General features: G+C 69.6%; 14 protein-coding genes and 1 pseudogene. 9 read left to right on the top strand and 6 right to left on the bottom strand.

All coding sequences use genetic code 11. The annotated features are described in order from the left end of the window. Window positions 1-1120, top strand: a pseudogene (locus D7Y21_RS20900) (hypothetical protein); the annotation flags it as partial. 77 nt (window positions 1121-1197) lie between these two features. Here the strand turns inward: D7Y21_RS20900 and D7Y21_RS20895 are convergent. The 4 genes from D7Y21_RS20895 to ald form a co-directional block, all read right to left on the bottom strand. Next, window positions 1198-2880 carry a response regulator gene (locus D7Y21_RS20895; protein ID WP_121715287.1) on the bottom strand — a complete coding sequence of 561 codons (1683 nt, stop codon included), beginning with the start codon at window positions 2878-2880 and terminating at the stop codon, window positions 1198-1200. Between the two features lie 188 nt (window positions 2881-3068). Further along, window positions 3069-3920 carry an anti-sigma factor gene (locus D7Y21_RS20890; RefSeq protein ID WP_120562960.1) on the bottom strand — a complete coding sequence of 284 codons (852 nt, stop codon included), beginning with the start codon at window positions 3918-3920 and terminating at the stop codon, window positions 3069-3071. 50 nt (window positions 3921-3970) lie between these two features. Continuing rightward, window positions 3971-4615 carry a sigma-70 family RNA polymerase sigma factor gene (locus tag D7Y21_RS20885; protein WP_120563274.1) on the bottom strand — a complete coding sequence of 215 codons (645 nt, stop codon included), beginning with the start codon at window positions 4613-4615 and terminating at the stop codon, window positions 3971-3973. A gap of 259 nt (window positions 4616-4874) precedes the next feature. Beyond that, window positions 4875-6002 (bottom strand): alanine dehydrogenase, encoded by a 1128-nt coding sequence (gene ald / locus D7Y21_RS20880; RefSeq protein WP_120562961.1) that lies wholly within the window; start codon window positions 6000-6002, stop codon window positions 4875-4877. A 181-nt stretch (window positions 6003-6183) separates the two neighbouring features. Between ald and D7Y21_RS20875 the strand changes: the two genes are divergently transcribed. Together D7Y21_RS20875 and D7Y21_RS20870 are read left to right on the top strand one after the other, a co-directional pair. Next, on the top strand, window positions 6184-7494 hold the full coding sequence (locus D7Y21_RS20875; RefSeq protein WP_120562962.1) for a radical SAM protein: 1311 nt from the start codon (window positions 6184-6186) through the stop codon (window positions 7492-7494). Between the two features lie 32 nt (window positions 7495-7526). Further along, window positions 7527-8228 carry a hypothetical protein gene (locus D7Y21_RS20870; RefSeq protein WP_121715285.1) on the top strand — a complete coding sequence of 234 codons (702 nt, stop codon included), beginning with the start codon at window positions 7527-7529 and terminating at the stop codon, window positions 8226-8228. Window positions 8229-8240: 12 nt separating this feature from the next. On the opposite strand, the gene D7Y21_RS20865 is transcribed toward D7Y21_RS20870, so the two are convergent. Further along, window positions 8241-9020, bottom strand: coding sequence for a response regulator (locus D7Y21_RS20865; RefSeq protein ID WP_121715283.1), 780 nt, complete (start codon window positions 9018-9020; stop codon window positions 8241-8243). Between the two features lie 180 nt (window positions 9021-9200). On the opposite strand from D7Y21_RS20865, the gene D7Y21_RS20860 reads away from it, so the two are divergent. From D7Y21_RS20860 to D7Y21_RS20835, 6 genes are all read left to right on the top strand, one after another. Then, the gene (locus D7Y21_RS20860; protein WP_120562965.1) at window positions 9201-9683 is read left to right on the top strand and encodes a chemotaxis protein CheW; all 483 of its coding nucleotides are present in this window, start codon (window positions 9201-9203) and stop codon (window positions 9681-9683) included. After that, window positions 9680-10096, top strand: a complete 417-nt coding sequence (locus D7Y21_RS20855; protein ID WP_233612220.1) for a Frizzy aggregation protein FrzB — start codon at window positions 9680-9682, stop codon at window positions 10094-10096. Before D7Y21_RS20860 ends, D7Y21_RS20855 begins: the two co-directional genes overlap by 4 nt. A 5-nt stretch (window positions 10097-10101) precedes the next feature. Further along, on the top strand, window positions 10102-11361 hold the full coding sequence (locus tag D7Y21_RS20850; RefSeq protein ID WP_120562966.1) for a methyl-accepting chemotaxis protein: 1260 nt from the start codon (window positions 10102-10104) through the stop codon (window positions 11359-11361). A 62-nt stretch (window positions 11362-11423) separates the two neighbouring features. Beyond that, complete coding sequence (locus tag D7Y21_RS20845) at window positions 11424-13739, top strand: hybrid sensor histidine kinase/response regulator (RefSeq protein ID WP_121715281.1); 2316 nt, start codon at window positions 11424-11426, stop codon at window positions 13737-13739. A 37-nt stretch (window positions 13740-13776) separates the two neighbouring features. After that, entirely contained in the window at window positions 13777-14778 is a 1002-nt protein-coding gene (locus D7Y21_RS20840; protein ID WP_120563276.1) for a chemotaxis protein CheB, read from the top strand. Continuing rightward, window positions 14772-16511: a protein-glutamate O-methyltransferase gene (locus D7Y21_RS20835; protein ID WP_121715279.1), complete on the top strand. Its 1740-nt coding sequence runs from the start codon at window positions 14772-14774 to the stop codon at window positions 16509-16511. The genes D7Y21_RS20840 and D7Y21_RS20835 overlap by 7 nt, the downstream gene beginning before the upstream one ends. A gap of 30 nt (window positions 16512-16541) precedes the next feature. Here D7Y21_RS20835 and D7Y21_RS20830 read toward each other — a convergent pair whose 3' ends face one another. Beyond that, a complete protein-coding gene (locus D7Y21_RS20830; protein WP_120562969.1) occupies window positions 16542-16865 on the bottom strand; it encodes a polyhydroxyalkanoic acid system family protein in 324 nt (107 codons plus the stop codon). Between the last annotated feature and the right edge of the window lie 24 nt (window positions 16866-16889).

The following is a 16889-nucleotide window of genomic DNA, read 5'->3' as shown; positions in this document are numbered from 1 at the left end:
TTCCGGCCCCGCCCCCGGGCTGCCCCTTCAACGCGGAGTTCCTGCCGCCCAACCTGCGCAAGCACGTGGACCCCAACGCCCCCGTGCCCCTGCGGATGATGGCGGCCAAGTCCCTGGTGCCGCTCAATCCGGCGGACATGCTGGGCGCCCTCTACATGCTCACGTTCGACCCGGACGCGAACGTGCGTGAGACGGCCGCCAAGACGTCCTCGGGCCTGCCGGACCGCATCCTCGGCTCCGCGCTGCGCGACGAGGGCGTGCAGCCCCCGTGCTGGGCTACTTCCTGGGCCTGCTCAAGGACAAGGAAGCCTACGCGGAGATGCTCGTCCTCAACTCGGAGACGCCGGACGACGCCGTGGCCAGCGTGGCCGGCACGTGCAGCCCGAAGGTGGCGGAGATCATCTCCCAGAACCAGCTGCGCCTGCTGCGCAACGAGGGAATCATCCGCGGCCTGTGCGCCAACCCCGGCGTCCCGGTGTCGCTGGTGGACAGTGTCTGCGACTTCGCGGTCCGCAGCGGTCTGGTGCTGGCGGACGTGCCCGCGATGCAGGCCGCGCGCGTGCGCATCTACGGCCCGCAGGCCGCCGCCGCGCCGCCGGATCCGGGCCCCACCGCGGAGGAGGTGCTCCAGGAGCTGGGCACGGAAGCCCAGGCCGAGGACGCCGCCCCCATGGAGGAGGGCAAGCGCCTGACGCTCTCGCAGCGCATCATGAAGATGTCCATCGCGGAGAAGATCAAGCTGGGCACGCTGGGCAACAAGGAGGCCCGCTCCGCCCTCATCCGCGACACCAACAAGCTCGTCTGCGTGGCCGTCATCCGCAGCCCCCGCATCACCGACGGCGAGGTGCTTGCGTGCGCCGCGAACCGCGCCATCAACGACGACGTGCTGCGCGTCATCTACAACAACCGCGAGTGGACGAAGATGCAGAAGGTGAAGCTCGCGCTGGTGAAGAACCCCAAGGTGCCGCTCACCGTCACCATGAAGTTCCTCAACACGCTGCGCGACACGGAGCTGAAGGACCTGTCGCGCGACAAGAACGTGCCCGCCGCCGTGCAGTCCTTCGCCAAGAAGCTGCACGAGAAGAAGACGGCCCCCAAGCAGGCGCCCGGCGGCAAGTAGCTTCAGGCCCTGGAGCGGGGGAGGGCGGCACACAGCCCGCGCCTTCCCCCGATTCGTCAGGGCGGTACCGCGGTGCTTCAGGCCGCGGCTTCCTCGTCGGCGTCGTCGCCCACGGCGGTGCCCGGCTCGTCCAGCAGCTGCTGCGCGATGGCCAGCGCCTTCTTCGTCTTCTCGCGCAGCTTCTCGTCGCCCTTGATGCGCGCGTAGAGCTTCGTCACGCGCTCCTCGTTGCGCACCGCCGCCTGCTCCAGCTCGGTGATACGCGCGCGCAGGCCGTCCGCTTCCGCGGCCGCCTGGGCGCTCTGGTTGGAGAGGTCCGCCTGGGCCTGCTCCAACTGGCCGCGCAGGCCCTCCAGCTCGCCCTGCGCCGCCTCCACCTGCGAGCGCAGCCCTTCGGCCTCCTCGCGCACCGCCTGGAGGTCCGCGTCCTGCTGGGCCACCTGGGCGCGCAGGCTGTCCGCCTCGCCCTGGAACGCCTGGGCCTGGGCCTGGTGCTGATCCAGCTCCGTCTGGAGCGCGCCCAGCTTCGCGGTGGCGCCGCGCGCCTCCTCCTTCGCGGTGGCCAACTGCTGATCCACGCGCTTGCGCTCCGAGGTGAGCTGCTCGGTGCGCGTGGTGAGCGTCTTGATCTGCGCGTCGCGGCGGTTCAGCTCCTCCTCGGAGGTGGAGGCCTTCTGCTCCAGCTCCAGGTGCTGATCCTTCAGCTCGATGATCTCCTGGTCCTTCTGGTTCAGCTCCGACTTGAGACGCAGGATCTCCTTGTCGCGCTTGTTGACGGTGTCACGCAGCGCGAAGGTGTCCTTGTCGTTCTTGCCGGTGGTGGAGCGGGACGCCTCCAGCTCCGTGGCCTTCGCCTGGAGCTCGGACTCCAGCGACTGCACGCGCTCCTCGGCCTGCGCCGTCTGGCCTTGCGAGTCCTCCAGCGCGCTCTGCAGCTCCGCCACCTTCGCTCGCAGGTTGCGCAGCTCCGCCAGGTCCGCGACGGAGGGGCCCGGGGCGGCGGCCGGCGTCACCGGAGCGGCGACGGGCTCCGGATCCACCGGCGGCATGAAGCCGACGACGGTCTTCTCCTCCGGCTCGTCCAGGCTGCCCAGCATGTCCAGCGAGTCGTCGTTGTCCGGGCCCAGCGAGTCGAGCGCGGAGATCTCCTCCAGGCCGGACGGGGACTCCATCTCCTCCGGCGGCGCGACGACGGGCTCCTCGGGCGTGCCCGTCACGGGCTCGGACATGTCGCTGAAGGCGTCGTCGAGCATGTCCAGGTCTTCCCCGGCCACCGCGGGCTCCTCGCCCGTGTCGACGGCGATCTCCTCGCCGAAGTCCGTCGCGGGCTCCTCGCCCAGCGAGTCCAGCGTGAGGCTCTCGTCCACCACCTCGTCGCTCGCGGGCAGCTCCGGGAAGCCGATCACGCCCCCCACGCGGTCGATGAGCACGTCCGTGTCCACCGGCTTCGCCACGTACTCATCCGCGCGCGCCTTCAGCTTGCTGTGCGCCGCGAAGCCGTCCGGGCTGCCGATGATGACGATGGGCACCGTCTTCAGCTCGTCGTCCTTCTTCAGCTTGCCGCAGATGAGATAGCCGTTCTGTCCCGCGGACAGGTCCACCGCGAGCACCACGAGATCCGGACGCTCACGGCGGATCAGCTCCACGCTGCCCTTGCCGTCGCCCGTCGTCTGCGCGGAGAAGCCTCGCGACTCCAGTGCCTGCTGCAGCGTGGTGGCGAGGGTGGCGTCGCTTTCGACGATCAGGATTCGCTTGGACATGAAGGGACGGCCATCCTGGGGGTGCGGCGCGCGGTGTGTCACCGCGAGAGACAGCAGCGGCGGCGCGCGAGAGTGAAGACGCCGTCGAGGCTATCGGCCATGTGTGGGACCGTCAATCTTCACACCGGGCGCAACGCCCGGTATTCAGTTGAGCAGCCGACCGCCCGAGCCCCCGCTTTCCGAGGGCTTCAGGGCTGTAGCGAGACGGGCTGCACGCTCACCGCGGGCTTCACCTGCGCGGGGCGCACGAGCCCGTTCGAGCGGTGCTCCTGATCCCGCAGCATCTGCAGGATGGCGGCGTCGTCCAGATCCGTCACCAGCTCGTAGGTGACGTCCTGATCACGCCACGTCACGACGTTGTACGCCTGGCTCGAGTCCACGGCGACGTTCTCCACCGTGGGGCCCTCGTCCTTGATCACCCGCTGCCCTGTCGCCGGATAGACGAACACGCCGATGTTGCGCTTGGGCTCGTTGGTGAGGCGGGGCTGCGTCTCGTAGCTGACGTAGACGACTTCCTGGCCGTTGAGCGTGGAGAAGCGCGCGCCCACGGGCCGCGCCTGCTGCAGGCGGGGCAGGGTGATGCGGTGCTCCACCTTGTCGTTGAACCACGCTTCGATCTGCTCCGGCGTGCCCGCGACGAACTCCAGGGGCCGCTGGCGCGTGTGGCGCTGCACGGCCTCCAGGATGGTGGCCTTCTGCGCCTTGCCGGACTGATACATCATCCAGCCGCCGCTCACCGTCACCACCACCAGGGCCATGGCCCCGGCGCGAAGCCACTGGCTCACCTGCGCGCGCCGGTGCTCGCGGTGCAGGCCGGACTGGATGCCCGCGCGCAGCGACGCCGGCGCGCGCGTGCCCTGGGCGGAGATGGAGTGCTTCGCCGCGCGGCGAAGCGTCTGACGAAGCTGCATCTCTTCGTCCACCCGCGCGACACACGCGGAGCAGCCTTCGAGATGCGACTCCACGTCGTGGCGTTCCTCGGGCTGGAATTCACCGTCGAGGTACGGATACAGCAACCGCTCGAGTTCCTGGCAGGTCATGGGCGCTCGATGAGGTGGGCGGAGGGAAGCAACGCCCCTCCAACCTCTTTCTAGCCTGCCTTCTTCCGGCGCCGGAACTCTTCCAGATCCGCCGGGGCCGCCTGAACCGGCTCCCCGTCATGCCGGAATACGCCCTGACCTTCCGCGTACTCGCGCAGCGTCTTCTGCAGCAGCTTGCGGCCGCGGAAGAGGCGGCTCATCACGGTGCCCACGGGACACTCGAGAATCTCCGCGATCTCCTTGTAGGAGAACTCCTGGAGGTCCGCGAGGATGACCACCAGCCGGAAGTCGATGGGCAGCGAGTCGATGGCGCGCAGCACGTCGTCCGACAGGAGCCGGTCGAAGAAGTACTGCTCCGGGTTGGCCGCGAAGTCCGTCGCGTCCCGGCTCACGAAGCGCTCATGCACCGCCTCGCGCTCCACGCCCTCCACCACCGTGCGCTCCTTCACCTTGCGGCGGTAGCGGTTGATGAAGGTGTTCGTGAGGATCTTGAAGAGCCAGGCCTTGATGTTGGTCCCGCGCTCGAACTTGTCGAAGAAGCGGTAGGCCCGCATGCAGGTGTCCTGCACCAGGTCCTCGGCGTCGCGCTCGTTCTTGGTCAACCGGAGCGCCGCTGAATACAGCGGGTCCAGGTGCGCCAGCGCCAGCTCTTCGAATTCCTGCTTCGTCCGGTTGGGTTGCCTGAAGTCCAGCATCATGCTCCCGCCTTCCAGGGGCCCGAAATGATTGGGGAATGCGTCGCCTGCCTAACGGTCAATCTATGCACCGGAACAGACGGGTCAACAACGCTTTCCCCTGCCGCGCCGCCCGCATGCCCGCTTCTGGAGTGCGGAGACGTTCGGCGGGATCATTTATTCCACAGGGTGGGAACCGGACAGGACACCCGTACAACCGTCCCCTCCAGGCAACCGGCCAGCACAGGGCTGGCCGGCTGTGGAGCAGGCAGCCGCTACGTCACTTCTTGCCGCCGAGTGCGTCCATCAGGGGCACGTAGTCGTACCCCATGTCCTTGGCGACGGCCTCGTAGGTGATGTGGCCGTTGTAGGTGTTGATGGCGCGCTGGAGGGCGCGGTCGGACTTGACGGCCTCCACCAGGCCCAGGTCCGCGATCTTCCGCGAGTAGGGGCGGGTGGTGTTGGTGAGCGCGAAGGTGGACGTCTGGGGCACCGCGCCGGGCATGTTCGCCACGCAGTAGTGGACGACGTCGCTCACGGTGAAGGTGGGGTTGTCGTGCGTGGTGGGCTTGCAGGTCTCGATGCAGCCGCCCTGGTCCACCGCCACGTCGACGACGACGGAGCCGGGCTCCATCTCGCCGATGAGCTCCCGCGACACCAGCTTCGGGGCCTTGCCACCGGGGATGAGCACGCCGCCGATGACGAGGTCCGACTCGCGCACGGTGCGCGCGATGGACTCCGTGTCCGATGCCAGCGTCTGCGCGCGGCCGAGGAACACGTCGTCCAGGTAGGTGAGGCGCTCCAGGTTCACGTCCAGGATGGTCACTTCCGCGCCCATGCCGACGGCGACCTTGGCGGCGCACAGGCCCACCACGCCACCGCCGATGACGGCCACGCGGCCGCGGCGCACGCCGGGCACGCCGCCCAGCAGGATGCCCTTGCCACCGTGGGCCTTCTCCAGGCACGCGGCGCCCACCTGGATGGCCATCTTGCCGGCCACCTCGGACATGGGCTTGAGCAGCGGGAGGCTGCCGTCGTCCAGCTGGAGCGTCTCGTAGGCGACCGCGGTCACCTTCTTCTTGATCAGCGTCTTGGTGAGCTCCGGATCCACGCCGGCCAGGTGGAAGTACGTGTAGACGATCTGCCCGGGCTGCATGCGCTCGTACTCCGGCGCGATGGGCTCCTTCACCTTCACGATCATCTCCGCGCGCTTCCACACCTCATCCGCGCTGGAGATGATCTGCGCGCCGACGCGCTGGTACTCCGAATCCGGGATGCCGGAGCCGACGCCAGCGTTCGTCTCGACCAGCACCGTGTGCCCCGCGATGGTGAGTGCGCGCACGCCCGCAGGCACCATGCCGACACGGTACTCGCGGGTTTTGATCTCCTTGGGGACTCCGACGATCACGACTGCCTCCGACGAATGGGGGACTGCCTGGAAAACGTGGCGGACCCATAGACCAGGGCATGAGCGCTTTCAAGGCGCGCACGGGCGAGCCACGGGGTCGGCTGTGATGGGCCTCATTCATCCATCCACATGACGCGAGGCGTTGGACGCAGGGCGGCCCACCCGTGTTAGTTAACAGCGCATGACGCACTCGCCGAAACTGCTCTTCGCCGACCCCAAGGGCCGGGTCATGGAGCATCCCTACCTCATCGCCACCCTGCGCAGCGGCGAGGAGCTGGTGCCCCCGCAGGACAAGCCCATCGCCCTGCCAGCGGCCGGGCGCCTGGTGCACCTGCCTGGCCGCCTGCCCGTGGGACTCAACCCGGACTCCGGTGAGCTGGAGCTGGTGCGCGAGATGAAGGTGGGCGGCAAGACCTTCGTGCCCAACGCCGTAGGCGCGCTGCTGCCTCCCGGCTACACGCGCACGTTCCTTCCCGGAGAGGTGAAGGGCAGCGGGCCAGTGCTGCCGCAGTGGGCGTACACGGCGGCGGCGTGGGGAGAGAAGGGGCCGCTCGCGTGGGCCATCCACACGGACCGGCGTTCGCACTGGGAGCCGGAGGCGTACTCCACGCCGGAGCTGAAGGGCCTGGTGACGGCGCACATGAAGCGCTTCCCGGACAGCCGCGTGCTCAAGCAGCTGAAGACGTGCGCGCTTTTGTACCGGTGCTTCACGTCGCAGAACATCTTCTACGCGCGCGACGAGGGCGCCATCCCCGCGTCGGTGATGTGCAACGCGCGCTGCGTGGGCTGCATCTCGGATCAGCCCGCGGACGGCCCTCCTGCCTCGCACGAGCGCATGGATGACGGCCCCTCCGCGGAGGAGATGGCGGCCATCGGCCTGTACCACCTGGAGCACGCGCCGGGCCGCACCATGGTGAGCTTCGGCCAGGGCTGCGAGGGCGAGCCGCTCACGCGCTGGAAGTTCATCGCGGAGTCCATCCGCCTGATGCGCGCGAAGACGGACAAGGGCTCCATCAACATCAACACCAACGCCAGCCTCACGCACGGGCTCGAGGCCCTGCTGGACGCGGGGCTGGACGCTGTGCGCGTGTCGCTCAACTCCGCGTCCAAGGGCCTCTACGAGGCCTACTACAAGCCGGTGAAGTACGGCTGGGAGGACGTGGAGGCGTCCATCGCGCTGGCGCGCGAGCGGGGCGCGTACCTGGCGCTCAACCTGCTCCTGTTCCCCGGCGTCACCGACCGCGAGGGTGAAGTGCGGGCGCTGGAGAACCTGGTGCGCAAGTACCGCGTGGATCAGGTCCAGACGCGCTCCTTGTGCATTGATCCGCTCCAGTACCTGGAGGTCGCGCGCGGCGTGGGCGCGGGCGGCGAGCCGGTGGGCATCCGCACGCTGCTCCAGCGGCTGAAGGCGGCGCGGCCGGGGCTCATCATCGGCAACTTCGCGCGCGGCCTGGATGAACGGGAGAACGCCGCGAGCGCACCGGAGGTTTGACCGTCCGGGAGGGAAGGGCTACGCAGGACGGCATGTCCGCTTCCTCCTTCCGTTCCGCGTTCCGCCTCGCCGTCTTCTGTCTCTCCTCCGGCGCCGTCCTCGGTGCGTGCAGCAAGGCGCCCGAGGAGCCGGAGTTCGACCACGGCCTGAAGAAGCCGCTCGTGCGCAAGCTGCGTGAGGAGCTGGCGGAGACGCCGTGCGACAAGGCGAAGGCGCAGCAGCTGGCGCAGCTGCTGCTGGACACCGGTGACATGAAGGGCCTCACCCGCGTGACGGACACGTTCGGTGAGAAGTGCGGCCCCAACATCGTCCTGCTCCAGCTGGCGTACACGGCCAACGCGCGCACCGGGGAGAAGGAGCTGGCGCTGAAGGCCGCCACCGCGCTGGTGGCCGCGCAGCCGGACAACGCGAGCTACCACGTGTGGCGCGGCCTCTCGCTGGAGGCGCTGGGGCGTACCGAGGAGACCGCGGCGGAATTGCAGAAGGCCTTCGATCTGCAGCCCGGCCAGCGTCCCATCCTCAACTCGCTGGTGAAGACCTACGACGCGCTGGGCAAGCCCTGCGAGGCGCTGGCCGCGTACCAGCGCTTCGTGGAGAACGCGAAGCCCTCCGAGGCGAAGTCCGCGGAGGTCCAGGAGCAGTTGCAGGAGCGGGCCGCCAAGACGAGCTGCCCGGCCCAGGAGACCGCGGCGCCCGATGCGTCCGTGACGCCCGAGGCGGCGGCGAAGCCCTGAGGCGCGCGGCGACTACTCGGCGCCAGGGGGCATCAGCTCCTTGGCGACGAGGCTGCCCATCACGGCGTCCTTGGGGATGTAGCCGTCGGCGCCGGCCTCGCGGCAGATGCGCTGGAGCTCCTCGACGTTCTCACCGGAGCACAGCAGCACCTTGATGCCCTTGAAGAGGCTGTTGCTCTTGATGAAGCGGCAGAACTGTTCGCCGTTCACGTTGGGCATGCGCACGTCCAGCAACACCAGGTCCGGGCGCGTCTGCTTCTTCAGGATGATCTTCGTGGCCTTGTCCGCGGTGTCCGCGACGTGGACCTCGAAGCCCTTGGACACCAGGTCCGCTTCGATGATCCGCGCGGTCATCTCACTGTCGTCCACGATGAGGATGCGCGGCTTGCGCCCCCCGGCGGCCATCGGGGCCTTGGGGATGTTCAGCGCCGGGGCGCCGATGAGTCCCATGACGCCTCCCAGGACGCCCTCCAGGCCTCCGCTCTTGAGGATGTAGCTGTCCGCGCCGGAGTTCTTCACCTTCGCTTCCAGCTCCTGCTCGGAGATGTCCGAGTAGAGGACGAGCTTGGCGGTGACGCCCTTCTGCTTGCGGAGGTACTCGACGACGTCGTCGCCGAACATCTCCGGCATGTTCACGTCCATGAGGATGAGCGCGAACGGGCCCTCGGTGAGCTTCTGGTCGAGCGCGGCCAGGTCCTGTGCGCCACTGGCCTCATAGCCGGCGGCCGTCAGGGCCCGGACGGTAAGCTCCAGAAGCATCGGGCTGTCGTCAATGACCAGTACGCGGGACATCGTCCTCCTCAGGGGCTTCCAGCGCACAACCCTACACCTTTGGGTCACGATGGACCATCGAAACGGAGGGCAGGCGGCCGGTCCGGCACCGGACGATGGACCCTTGACCCTCTTTATCCTGGTCTCGGATACTTCGCTGCCTTGACCCCGAACTCCTCCCCCCTCCAACGCGCCTTGCGCATGGCGCCAGACCGCACGGTGGCCGCCCAGGCCCGGCCGGAGCTGGAATTCTTCTGCTTCCGCGTGGGCGAGCTGCGCTTTGGCGTTCCCAGTGAGAACGTGCTCGAGGTGCTGCGCGCCGGGCTGCTCACGCCACTGCCGCGCACGCCGTCCTTCATCCTGGGCGTCACCGGCCACCGCGGCCAGGTGCTGCCCGTGGTGGACCTGCTGCGCTTCCTCAGCAAGGGCGAGGCGCGCATCGGTCCGCGCACCCGCATCTTCGTGGGCGTCAGCGGCAACTACGTCTCCGGCGTGGTGGCGGACATCGTGCTCGGCCTGCGCCGCATCCCCGTGGCGGACATCCTGCCGCCGCCCCTGGGCGGTGATCAGGCCGCGGAGCACCTCCTGGGCGTGGTGCAGGGGTCAGGTCCGTCGGATGGCCTCAACCTGCTCAACTTCTCCAAGCTCCTGCAGACGGCCCGTCAGCGCGCGGTGGTGCGATGAGCGGCAACGTCCTGCTGGATGAGGAAGCCCCCGGGCTGGACGCGGATAAGGACCGGGCCCTGGGAGAGGTGGACGTCCTCTTCTTCCAGATTGGTGATTCGGAGTACGGCACGGACGCGTCGTCCGTGCTGCGCATCGACCGGGCGCTCCCGGATGACCTGACCGTGCGTGACCTGGGCCTGCCCCACAAGGGCCACCGCGCGCTCGTGTTCGACACCCCCGAGGGCGAGGGCCACCTGAAGGTGGACGCCGTCAACGGGGTACGCACCATCCCGCTCGCCGGGCTGCGCCGCATGCCGGCCGCCGCCGCGGCGGCTTCATATGCGGTGGGCATCTGCCTGGATGAAGAGGCGGGCCGCCCCGTGTTGCTCATTGATTTGGCGGAAACCTTGAAGACGCAAGGAAGGCACTGACACACATGTCCCTGGAGAGCCCCAACGAGAAGCCCGCGAAGTCTCGCGGCGCGAGGAAGTCCCCGGGCGTGAAGGCCGGCGCGGAGTCCGTCATCGCCAACACGGTGACGGATCCGTTCAAGCCCTTCACCGACACGTTGATGTCGGTGCTGGCCGGCAACCTGAACGCGCGCGTGCCGCCGGACCGCGTGCAGGCGGACACCACTGGCTTTGGCCACCTGCTCAACCAGGTGCTGGAGCAGTTCTCCTCCGCGGAGCACCGCAAGCAGGTGGCGGCGCAGGAGATCGATCAGGCGCTCGACTCGCTCATCATCCTGGTGCGTGAAGGCGACCTGTCGCGCTGGAACACGTCCACCGAAGACCCCCAGCTCGGGCCCCTGCTGGAGGGCTTTGGCAAGGTCATTGAGACGCTGCGCATCTTCGTGCGGGAGATCAACGAGGCCGCGCTGCGGCTGTCGTCCTCCGCCAACCAGGTGCTGGCGGCGTCCACGCAGCATGAGACGTCCTCCACCGAGCAGGCCGCGGCCATCCACGAGACGACCGCGACCATGGAGGAGCTGAAGCACGCCTCCGCGCAGATCGCGGAGAACGCGGGCAGCGTGGCGCGCGTGGCGGAGGAGACGCTGGGCGCGGCCCGCGCGGGCCGTGGCGCCATTGGCGAGTTCATCCAGGCCATGCAGCAGATCCGCAGCGACGGCGTCGCGGTGGCGGACTCCATCTCCAAGCTGTCCAAGCGCGTGGAGCGCATTGGCACGGTGGTGGAGGTGATTGACGAGATCGCGGACCGCTCCGACCTGCTGGCCCTCAACGCGGCGCTGGAAGGCAGCCGCGCGGGTGAGGCGGGCAAGGGCTTCTCCATCGTCGCGGCGGAGATGCGCCGGCTGGCGGAGAACGTCCTGGAGTCCACCAAGGAGATCAAGAACCTGATCACCGAGATCCGCGAGGCCACGCAGGCCGCCGCGGGCGCCGCGGACGCGTCCAAGCACGCCACGGAGTCCGGCGAGAAGCTGGGCGCGGTGGCGGCGCAGGCGGTGGAGGGCATCCTCGCCGGCGTGCAGGAGACGAGCGACGCGGCCCGGGTCATCAACCTGGCGACCCAGCAGCAGCGCACGGCCACCGAGCAGGTGGTTGCGTCCATGGCGGAGATCGAGGATGTGACGCGCCAGACGACGCAGGCGTCGAAGCAGGCCACCGGGGCCGCCGCCGAGCTCACCCAGCTCGCGAGCCGGCTCGCGGAGCTCATCAAGCGGTTCAAGGCCGACTAGTCGTTCTCCTGAGGGGAGAAATGGGTCGAAGGGCGTGCATAGCGCCCTGACGCCCGCGACCCATGGACACCGAGGCCCTCAAGAAATCCCTCCTGAAGAAGTTCCAGGAGGTCACGGCCGACCGACTCCAGAAGATCCAACTGGGAGTCATCGACCTGGAGAAGGAGACCGCGGAGCAGGCCGCGGACGACGTCGCGCGCGAACTGCACACGATGAAGGGCGAGGCCCGCATGTTGGGCCTGGCCGCCATCGGGCAGCTCGCGCACGCCGCCGAGGACGTCCTGCGCGCCGAGCGCGAAGGCAAGACGGCCACCGAGACGGCCACGGACGTCATGCTCCGTGCCTGCGACGTGCTGTCGGACCTCCTGGAGGACCTGGACGCGGCCCACACCGGCTCGTCCGCCACCGAGGAGATGGTGAAGGCGCTGTCGGACGTGTCCGGCCACCCCGTGCCCGCGCTGGGCCCGGTGCGCAAGCCCGCCGCGCAGCCTCCGCCCAAGCCCGCGGTGCAGGCGCCAGTGGTTCCGGTGGCGCCTCCCGCCGCCGTGGCGCAGGCCCCCGTGCCTGCCCCGGCGCCCGCGCAGGCCACGCCCCGTGTGGCGGACCCTGTCGCCGTGGCCGCGCCCGCTCCGGCCGCGAAGGAGGAGGAGGCTCCGAGCGCCGCCAAGAGCAACTCCATCGCGGACCGCAGCATCCGCGTGAACGTGGAGGTGCTGGACTCGCTGGGCCTGCTCGCCGGCGACCTGCTGGTGGAGAGCGCGCGCGGCCGGCTTCGCAGCACGGAGACGGCGCAGCTCTTCGAGCGCTTCAGCCGCCTGGGCGACCGCTTCCTGCGCATCTCCGAGGACGTGGACGTCCCGGACGCCATCCGCACGGAGCTGGAGCGCGCGGAGGCGGACCTGCACATGCTGCGCGACGACGCGTTCCGCTTCGTGCGCCGCAACGGGGACGGCATCAACACGCTGCACGGCAACCTGGCCCAGCTGGCGGACCACGTGGCCGAGGCGCGCCTGGTGCCTCTGTCCACCGTGTTCGACGCGTTCCCTCGCGCGGTGCGCGACATCGCGAAGACGCAGAACAAGGAAGTGGACCTGGTCATCGAGAACGCCGACATCGGCGTGGACCGGTCCATGCTGGCCGACGTGCGCGACGCGCTGGTGCACCTGCTTCGCAACGCGGTGGACCACGGCCTGGAGTCCGCGGACTTCCGCCAGCAGATGGGCAAGCCCGACACGGGCCGCATCCGCATCCGCGTGCGCGTGGACGGCGACATGCTCCACATCGAGGTGGAGGACGACGGCCGCGGCATGGACACCGAGCGGCTCAAGCAGGTGGCCATCAACAAGCGCCTGCTGTCGCCGGTGCAGGCCGCCGCGCTGTCGGAGCGCGAGGCCATCGAGCTCATCTTCCGCCCCGGCTTCTCCACGCGCGAACAGGTCAGTGAGCTGTCCGGCCGTGGCGTGGGCATGGACGTGGTGAAGCGCAAGGTGGAGACGCTGGGCGGGTCCGTGGGCGTGCAGAGCCGCCAGGGCCGCGGCACCACCATCACGCTGCGCCTGCCTCAGTCGCTGGCCCTCATGAAGGTGCTGCTGGTGCGCCTGGGCGACGACGTCTACGGCATGCCCGCCGCGGACGTGGTGGCCGTCATGCGCATCAAGCCAGATGACCGCATGGAGGTGTTCGGCACGCTGGCGGTGCGGCACCGGGGCAAGCCCACGGCGCTCGTGGCGCTGGGGCCGCTGTTGGGCCTCAACGGCGGCAACCGCTTCGACAAGCCCCCCGCGGTGGTGGTGCGCCACGGCGACGACTACGCCGCGCTGGTGGTGGACGGCTTCGTGGACGAGCGCGAGGTGGCGGTGAAGCCCTGCGGCGGCGAGTTCCTCAAGGGCGCGCCGTTCATCGCGGGCACGGCGGCGCTGGAGGACGGGCGCATCGCGGTGCTCCTGCACGTGCCAGACATCATGACGGAGGTGCGCCGCATGGCCCGCCCCGTCACCCAGGCGCCCGCCAGCCGCCGGCTGCGCGTGCTGCTGGTGGACGACTCTCCCATCGCGCGTGCGACGGAAGGCGCGCTCGTCAAGGCGCTGGGCCACTCCGTGGAGGAGGCCCAGGACGGCGAGGAGGCGTACGTGAAGGTGCAGACGAACACGTACGATCTCATCCTCACCGACGTGCAGATGCCGAAGCTGGACGGCTTCTCCCTCACGCGGCGGCTGAAGGGCACGCCCGCCGTGGCGCGCATCCCGGTCATCATCCTGTCGTCGCTCGCGTCGCCGGAGGACAAGCGGCGCGGCCTGGATGCGGGCGCGGATGCGTACCTGGTGAAGGGCGAGCTGGGGGTGGAGATCCTGGCGCAGTCCATCGATAGGCTGACCTGAGGAGCCTCTCGTGGGCGGCGGCACGGCGGTGATGGGACTGGCGTTCCGGGTACTCCTGGTGGGGCGGGGCCTGCGCGCGCTGGTGCGCGGGCTCTTCGAGGGCGAGTCCCTGGTCGCCGTGGGCCCGCCAGAGGCGGACTTCGTGGGCGCGGAGGCGGTGGTGCGTCGCCACTTCCCGGACGTGCTGTTGGTGGACCTGGTGTCCTCGGAGGCGCTGAGCGCCATCGAGCGCATCATGGCCCAGCGCCCCACGCCCATCCTCGCGCTGCACCCGGGCGTGCTCACCGGTCAGCAGGCGTTCCAGGCGCTGGCCCTGGGCGCGCTGGACGTGATGGACCGGCCCATGACTCCGGGGCCAGACTTCTGGCACGCGGTGAACCGCAAGCTGGTGATGCTGGCGCAGGTGAAGGGGGTGCGCTCGCCGCCTTCCTCGTCCAAGGCCAAACAGCCGGTGCAGGAGGGGCCCACCGCGCCGTTCCCCCTGGTCGCGCTGGCTGCCTCGCTGGGCGGGCCGAAGGCCGTCGCGACGGTGCTGCGGATGATTCCGCGGGGCTTCCCCGCGCCCATCGCCTACTGTCAACACATCAGTCAGGGCTTCACGGAAGGCCTGGCGCACTGGCTGTCCACGGAGACGGCGCTGCGCGTCGTCGAGGCGACGCATGACGCGTGGATGGAGCCGGGCACGGTGTACATCGCCCCTTCGGGAGGACATCTGCTGGTGAAGCCGGACGGCCGTCTGGAACTGGATACAGGACCTGCCCTGCGGGGCTTCCGCCCCTCGTGTGACATGCTGCTCACTTCGGCCGGGGAGTCCTTCGGCCGCCGGTGCATCGGCGTCATCCTGACGGGCATGGGCCGCGACGGCGCCAGGGGCTTGAAGGAGATTCGCGAGCGGGGCGGGCGCACCATCGCGCAGGACGAGGCCACATGCGTCGTCTACGGCATGCCTCGCGAGGCCGTGCTCCTGGGCGCGGCGCAGCAGGTGCTGCCGCTGGGCGTCATCGCGCCGACGCTCGTGCAGTGGGTGGACGCGTGCTGAACGTGGGCAACAAGGTGCTCCAGCAGCTGTCCGCGCTCCTCCTGGAGCGCGCGGGGCTGAAGATCACCCTGGATGGCTACCACAGCCTGCGGCTCGCCCTGTCCACGCGCATGCCCGTGCTGGGGCTGAGCGACCCGGAGAAGTACCTGCAGAAGCTGATGAGCGCGAGCGGCGAGGAGGAGCTGCGCGCGCTTCTGCCGCTGGTGACGGTGGGGCACACGGAGTTCTTCCGCGACGCGAAGCAGTTCCGCGCGCTGGAGCAGAGCGTGCTGCCGGAGCTGCTCGCGCGGGCCCGGCGCGAGATGCGCAAGGTGTCCATCTGGTCCGCCGGCTGCGCCACCGGTGAAGAGCCCTACAGCCTGGCGCTGGTGATGGCGGAGCTGGGCGCGCTCGCGGTGGAGGTGGACCTGTGGGCCACCGACCTGAACCTGGCCGCGGTGGAGGCCGCGCGGCAGGGGCGCTTCACCACGCGTCGCGCGATGGCCATTGGACCGGAGCGGCTCAAGCGCTTCTTCCGGCCCGTGGAGGACGGCTACGAGGCGTCGCCCATCCTGCGCGAGTACATCCGCTTCGATGGCCAGAACCTGGCCGCGCCGGTGTTCGACAAGGTGGCGCCCGCGTCGTTGGATCTCATCCTCTGCCGCAACGTCATCATCTACTTCGACCTGCCCACCATCCGCGGGCTGATGGACCGCTTCCTCGCGGCGCTGCGTCCGGGCGGGCTGCTCTTCCTGGGGTACTCGGAGAGCCTGTTCAAGGTCTATGACCGCTTCGAGATGATCGAAGTGGACGGCGCGTTCGTGTACCGGCGCCCCCTGGGCGAGCGCCCCCGTCCGCCGCCGCCCCTGGCGCCCATGGCGACGGAGCCCCGGCCGGGCAGCCCGGAGTCCTTCGCCGTGGAGCTGCGCCAGCGGATGCAGACCAACGCGGAGACCGCGGCGAGGCTGCGCACGGCGGGCCTGGCCGACGCGGCGAGCGCCAGGGCTCCGGACGCGCCCGTGCGCCGGCCCACCCTGGAGATACCCGCGTTGGGCGCGCTGGGACGCCGCAGCGGGGAGTTCCCCGCCATCAAGCTGGATCCGCCCCGTCCCGCGGAGCCTCCGCGGCGGACCGCGACGACCGGCTCCTTCGCGGCGGTGCCCGTGGATCCGCCCGCGTCCCGGCCCCTGACGGAAGCGGTGCCCGCGCGCCCCAGCGGTTCGTGGCCGCAGCTGCTGCCGCCCGCGGAGCGCTTGAACATGGCCGTGCGGAAGATGGGGCAGGGCGACTTCGCTGGCGCCATCGACGGCGTGAAGCGCCTGCTGGTGGACGAGCCCTCCGACCTGGACGCGCTCCTGACGCTGGGCAATCTGTACTCACTCACCGGCCGCATCGACGAGGCGCGCGACACCTTCGGTCAGGCGCTCCAGCGCGAGCCGCTGTGCGTGGAGGCGCGCGTCTTCGGTGGGGTGGCGGCGATGCAGGCGGGGAGCCTGGCCGAGGCGCGCTCCGAGCTGGCCAAGGCCCTGTTCCTGGAGCCCACGCTGGCCATTGGCCACTACCTGCTGGCCCAGGTGCAGGAGCGCACGCAGGACTTCGAGGCGGCCCGGCGCAGCTACCGCAACGCCGTCGCTCAGCTGAAGTACCCGCAGCGCCCGCTGGCGGGGCACTACCCGGAGATGCTCGACTCCGCGGAGGCCATCTCCCGCGCGGCCCGCTATGCGCTGGCCGCGCTGGAGGAGCAGCCGGGCTGAATCACACAGCCCGGCGCACGGCGGTCCGCGTCAGTCCAGGTTGCCCTTCACCTGATCCAGGCTCTTGGACGGATCCAGCACCGCGCCGAACTTCTTCTGGATGTACGTCTTGGCCTGGTTGCGCAGCAGCATGCCGGGGTCGGTGCCCTCGCCGGACACGGCCTTGTCCGTGATGACGAAGCTGGCGTCCAGGTTGATGCCCATCACCTTGCCGGCGAGCTTCGCGCCCTCTTCACCCTGCCAGTCGGACTTCACGCCGTACTTGCTGCCCCAGTACTGCAGGAGCTGCTCGACGCGCTTCTTGACCTCGTCCTTGGGAAGATTGTGGGGGATCTCGAACTTCATCGTGCCCATGGCTGACTCCTGATTCATTCCGCG

Source organism: Corallococcus sp. AB045, assembly GCF_003668895.1.
GTDB classification, from domain to species: Bacteria; Myxococcota; Myxococcia; order Myxococcales; family Myxococcaceae; genus Corallococcus; species Corallococcus coralloides.
Note: the sequence above shows the minus strand (reverse complement) of the source record. Positions and strands in the feature narration are given on the sequence as shown.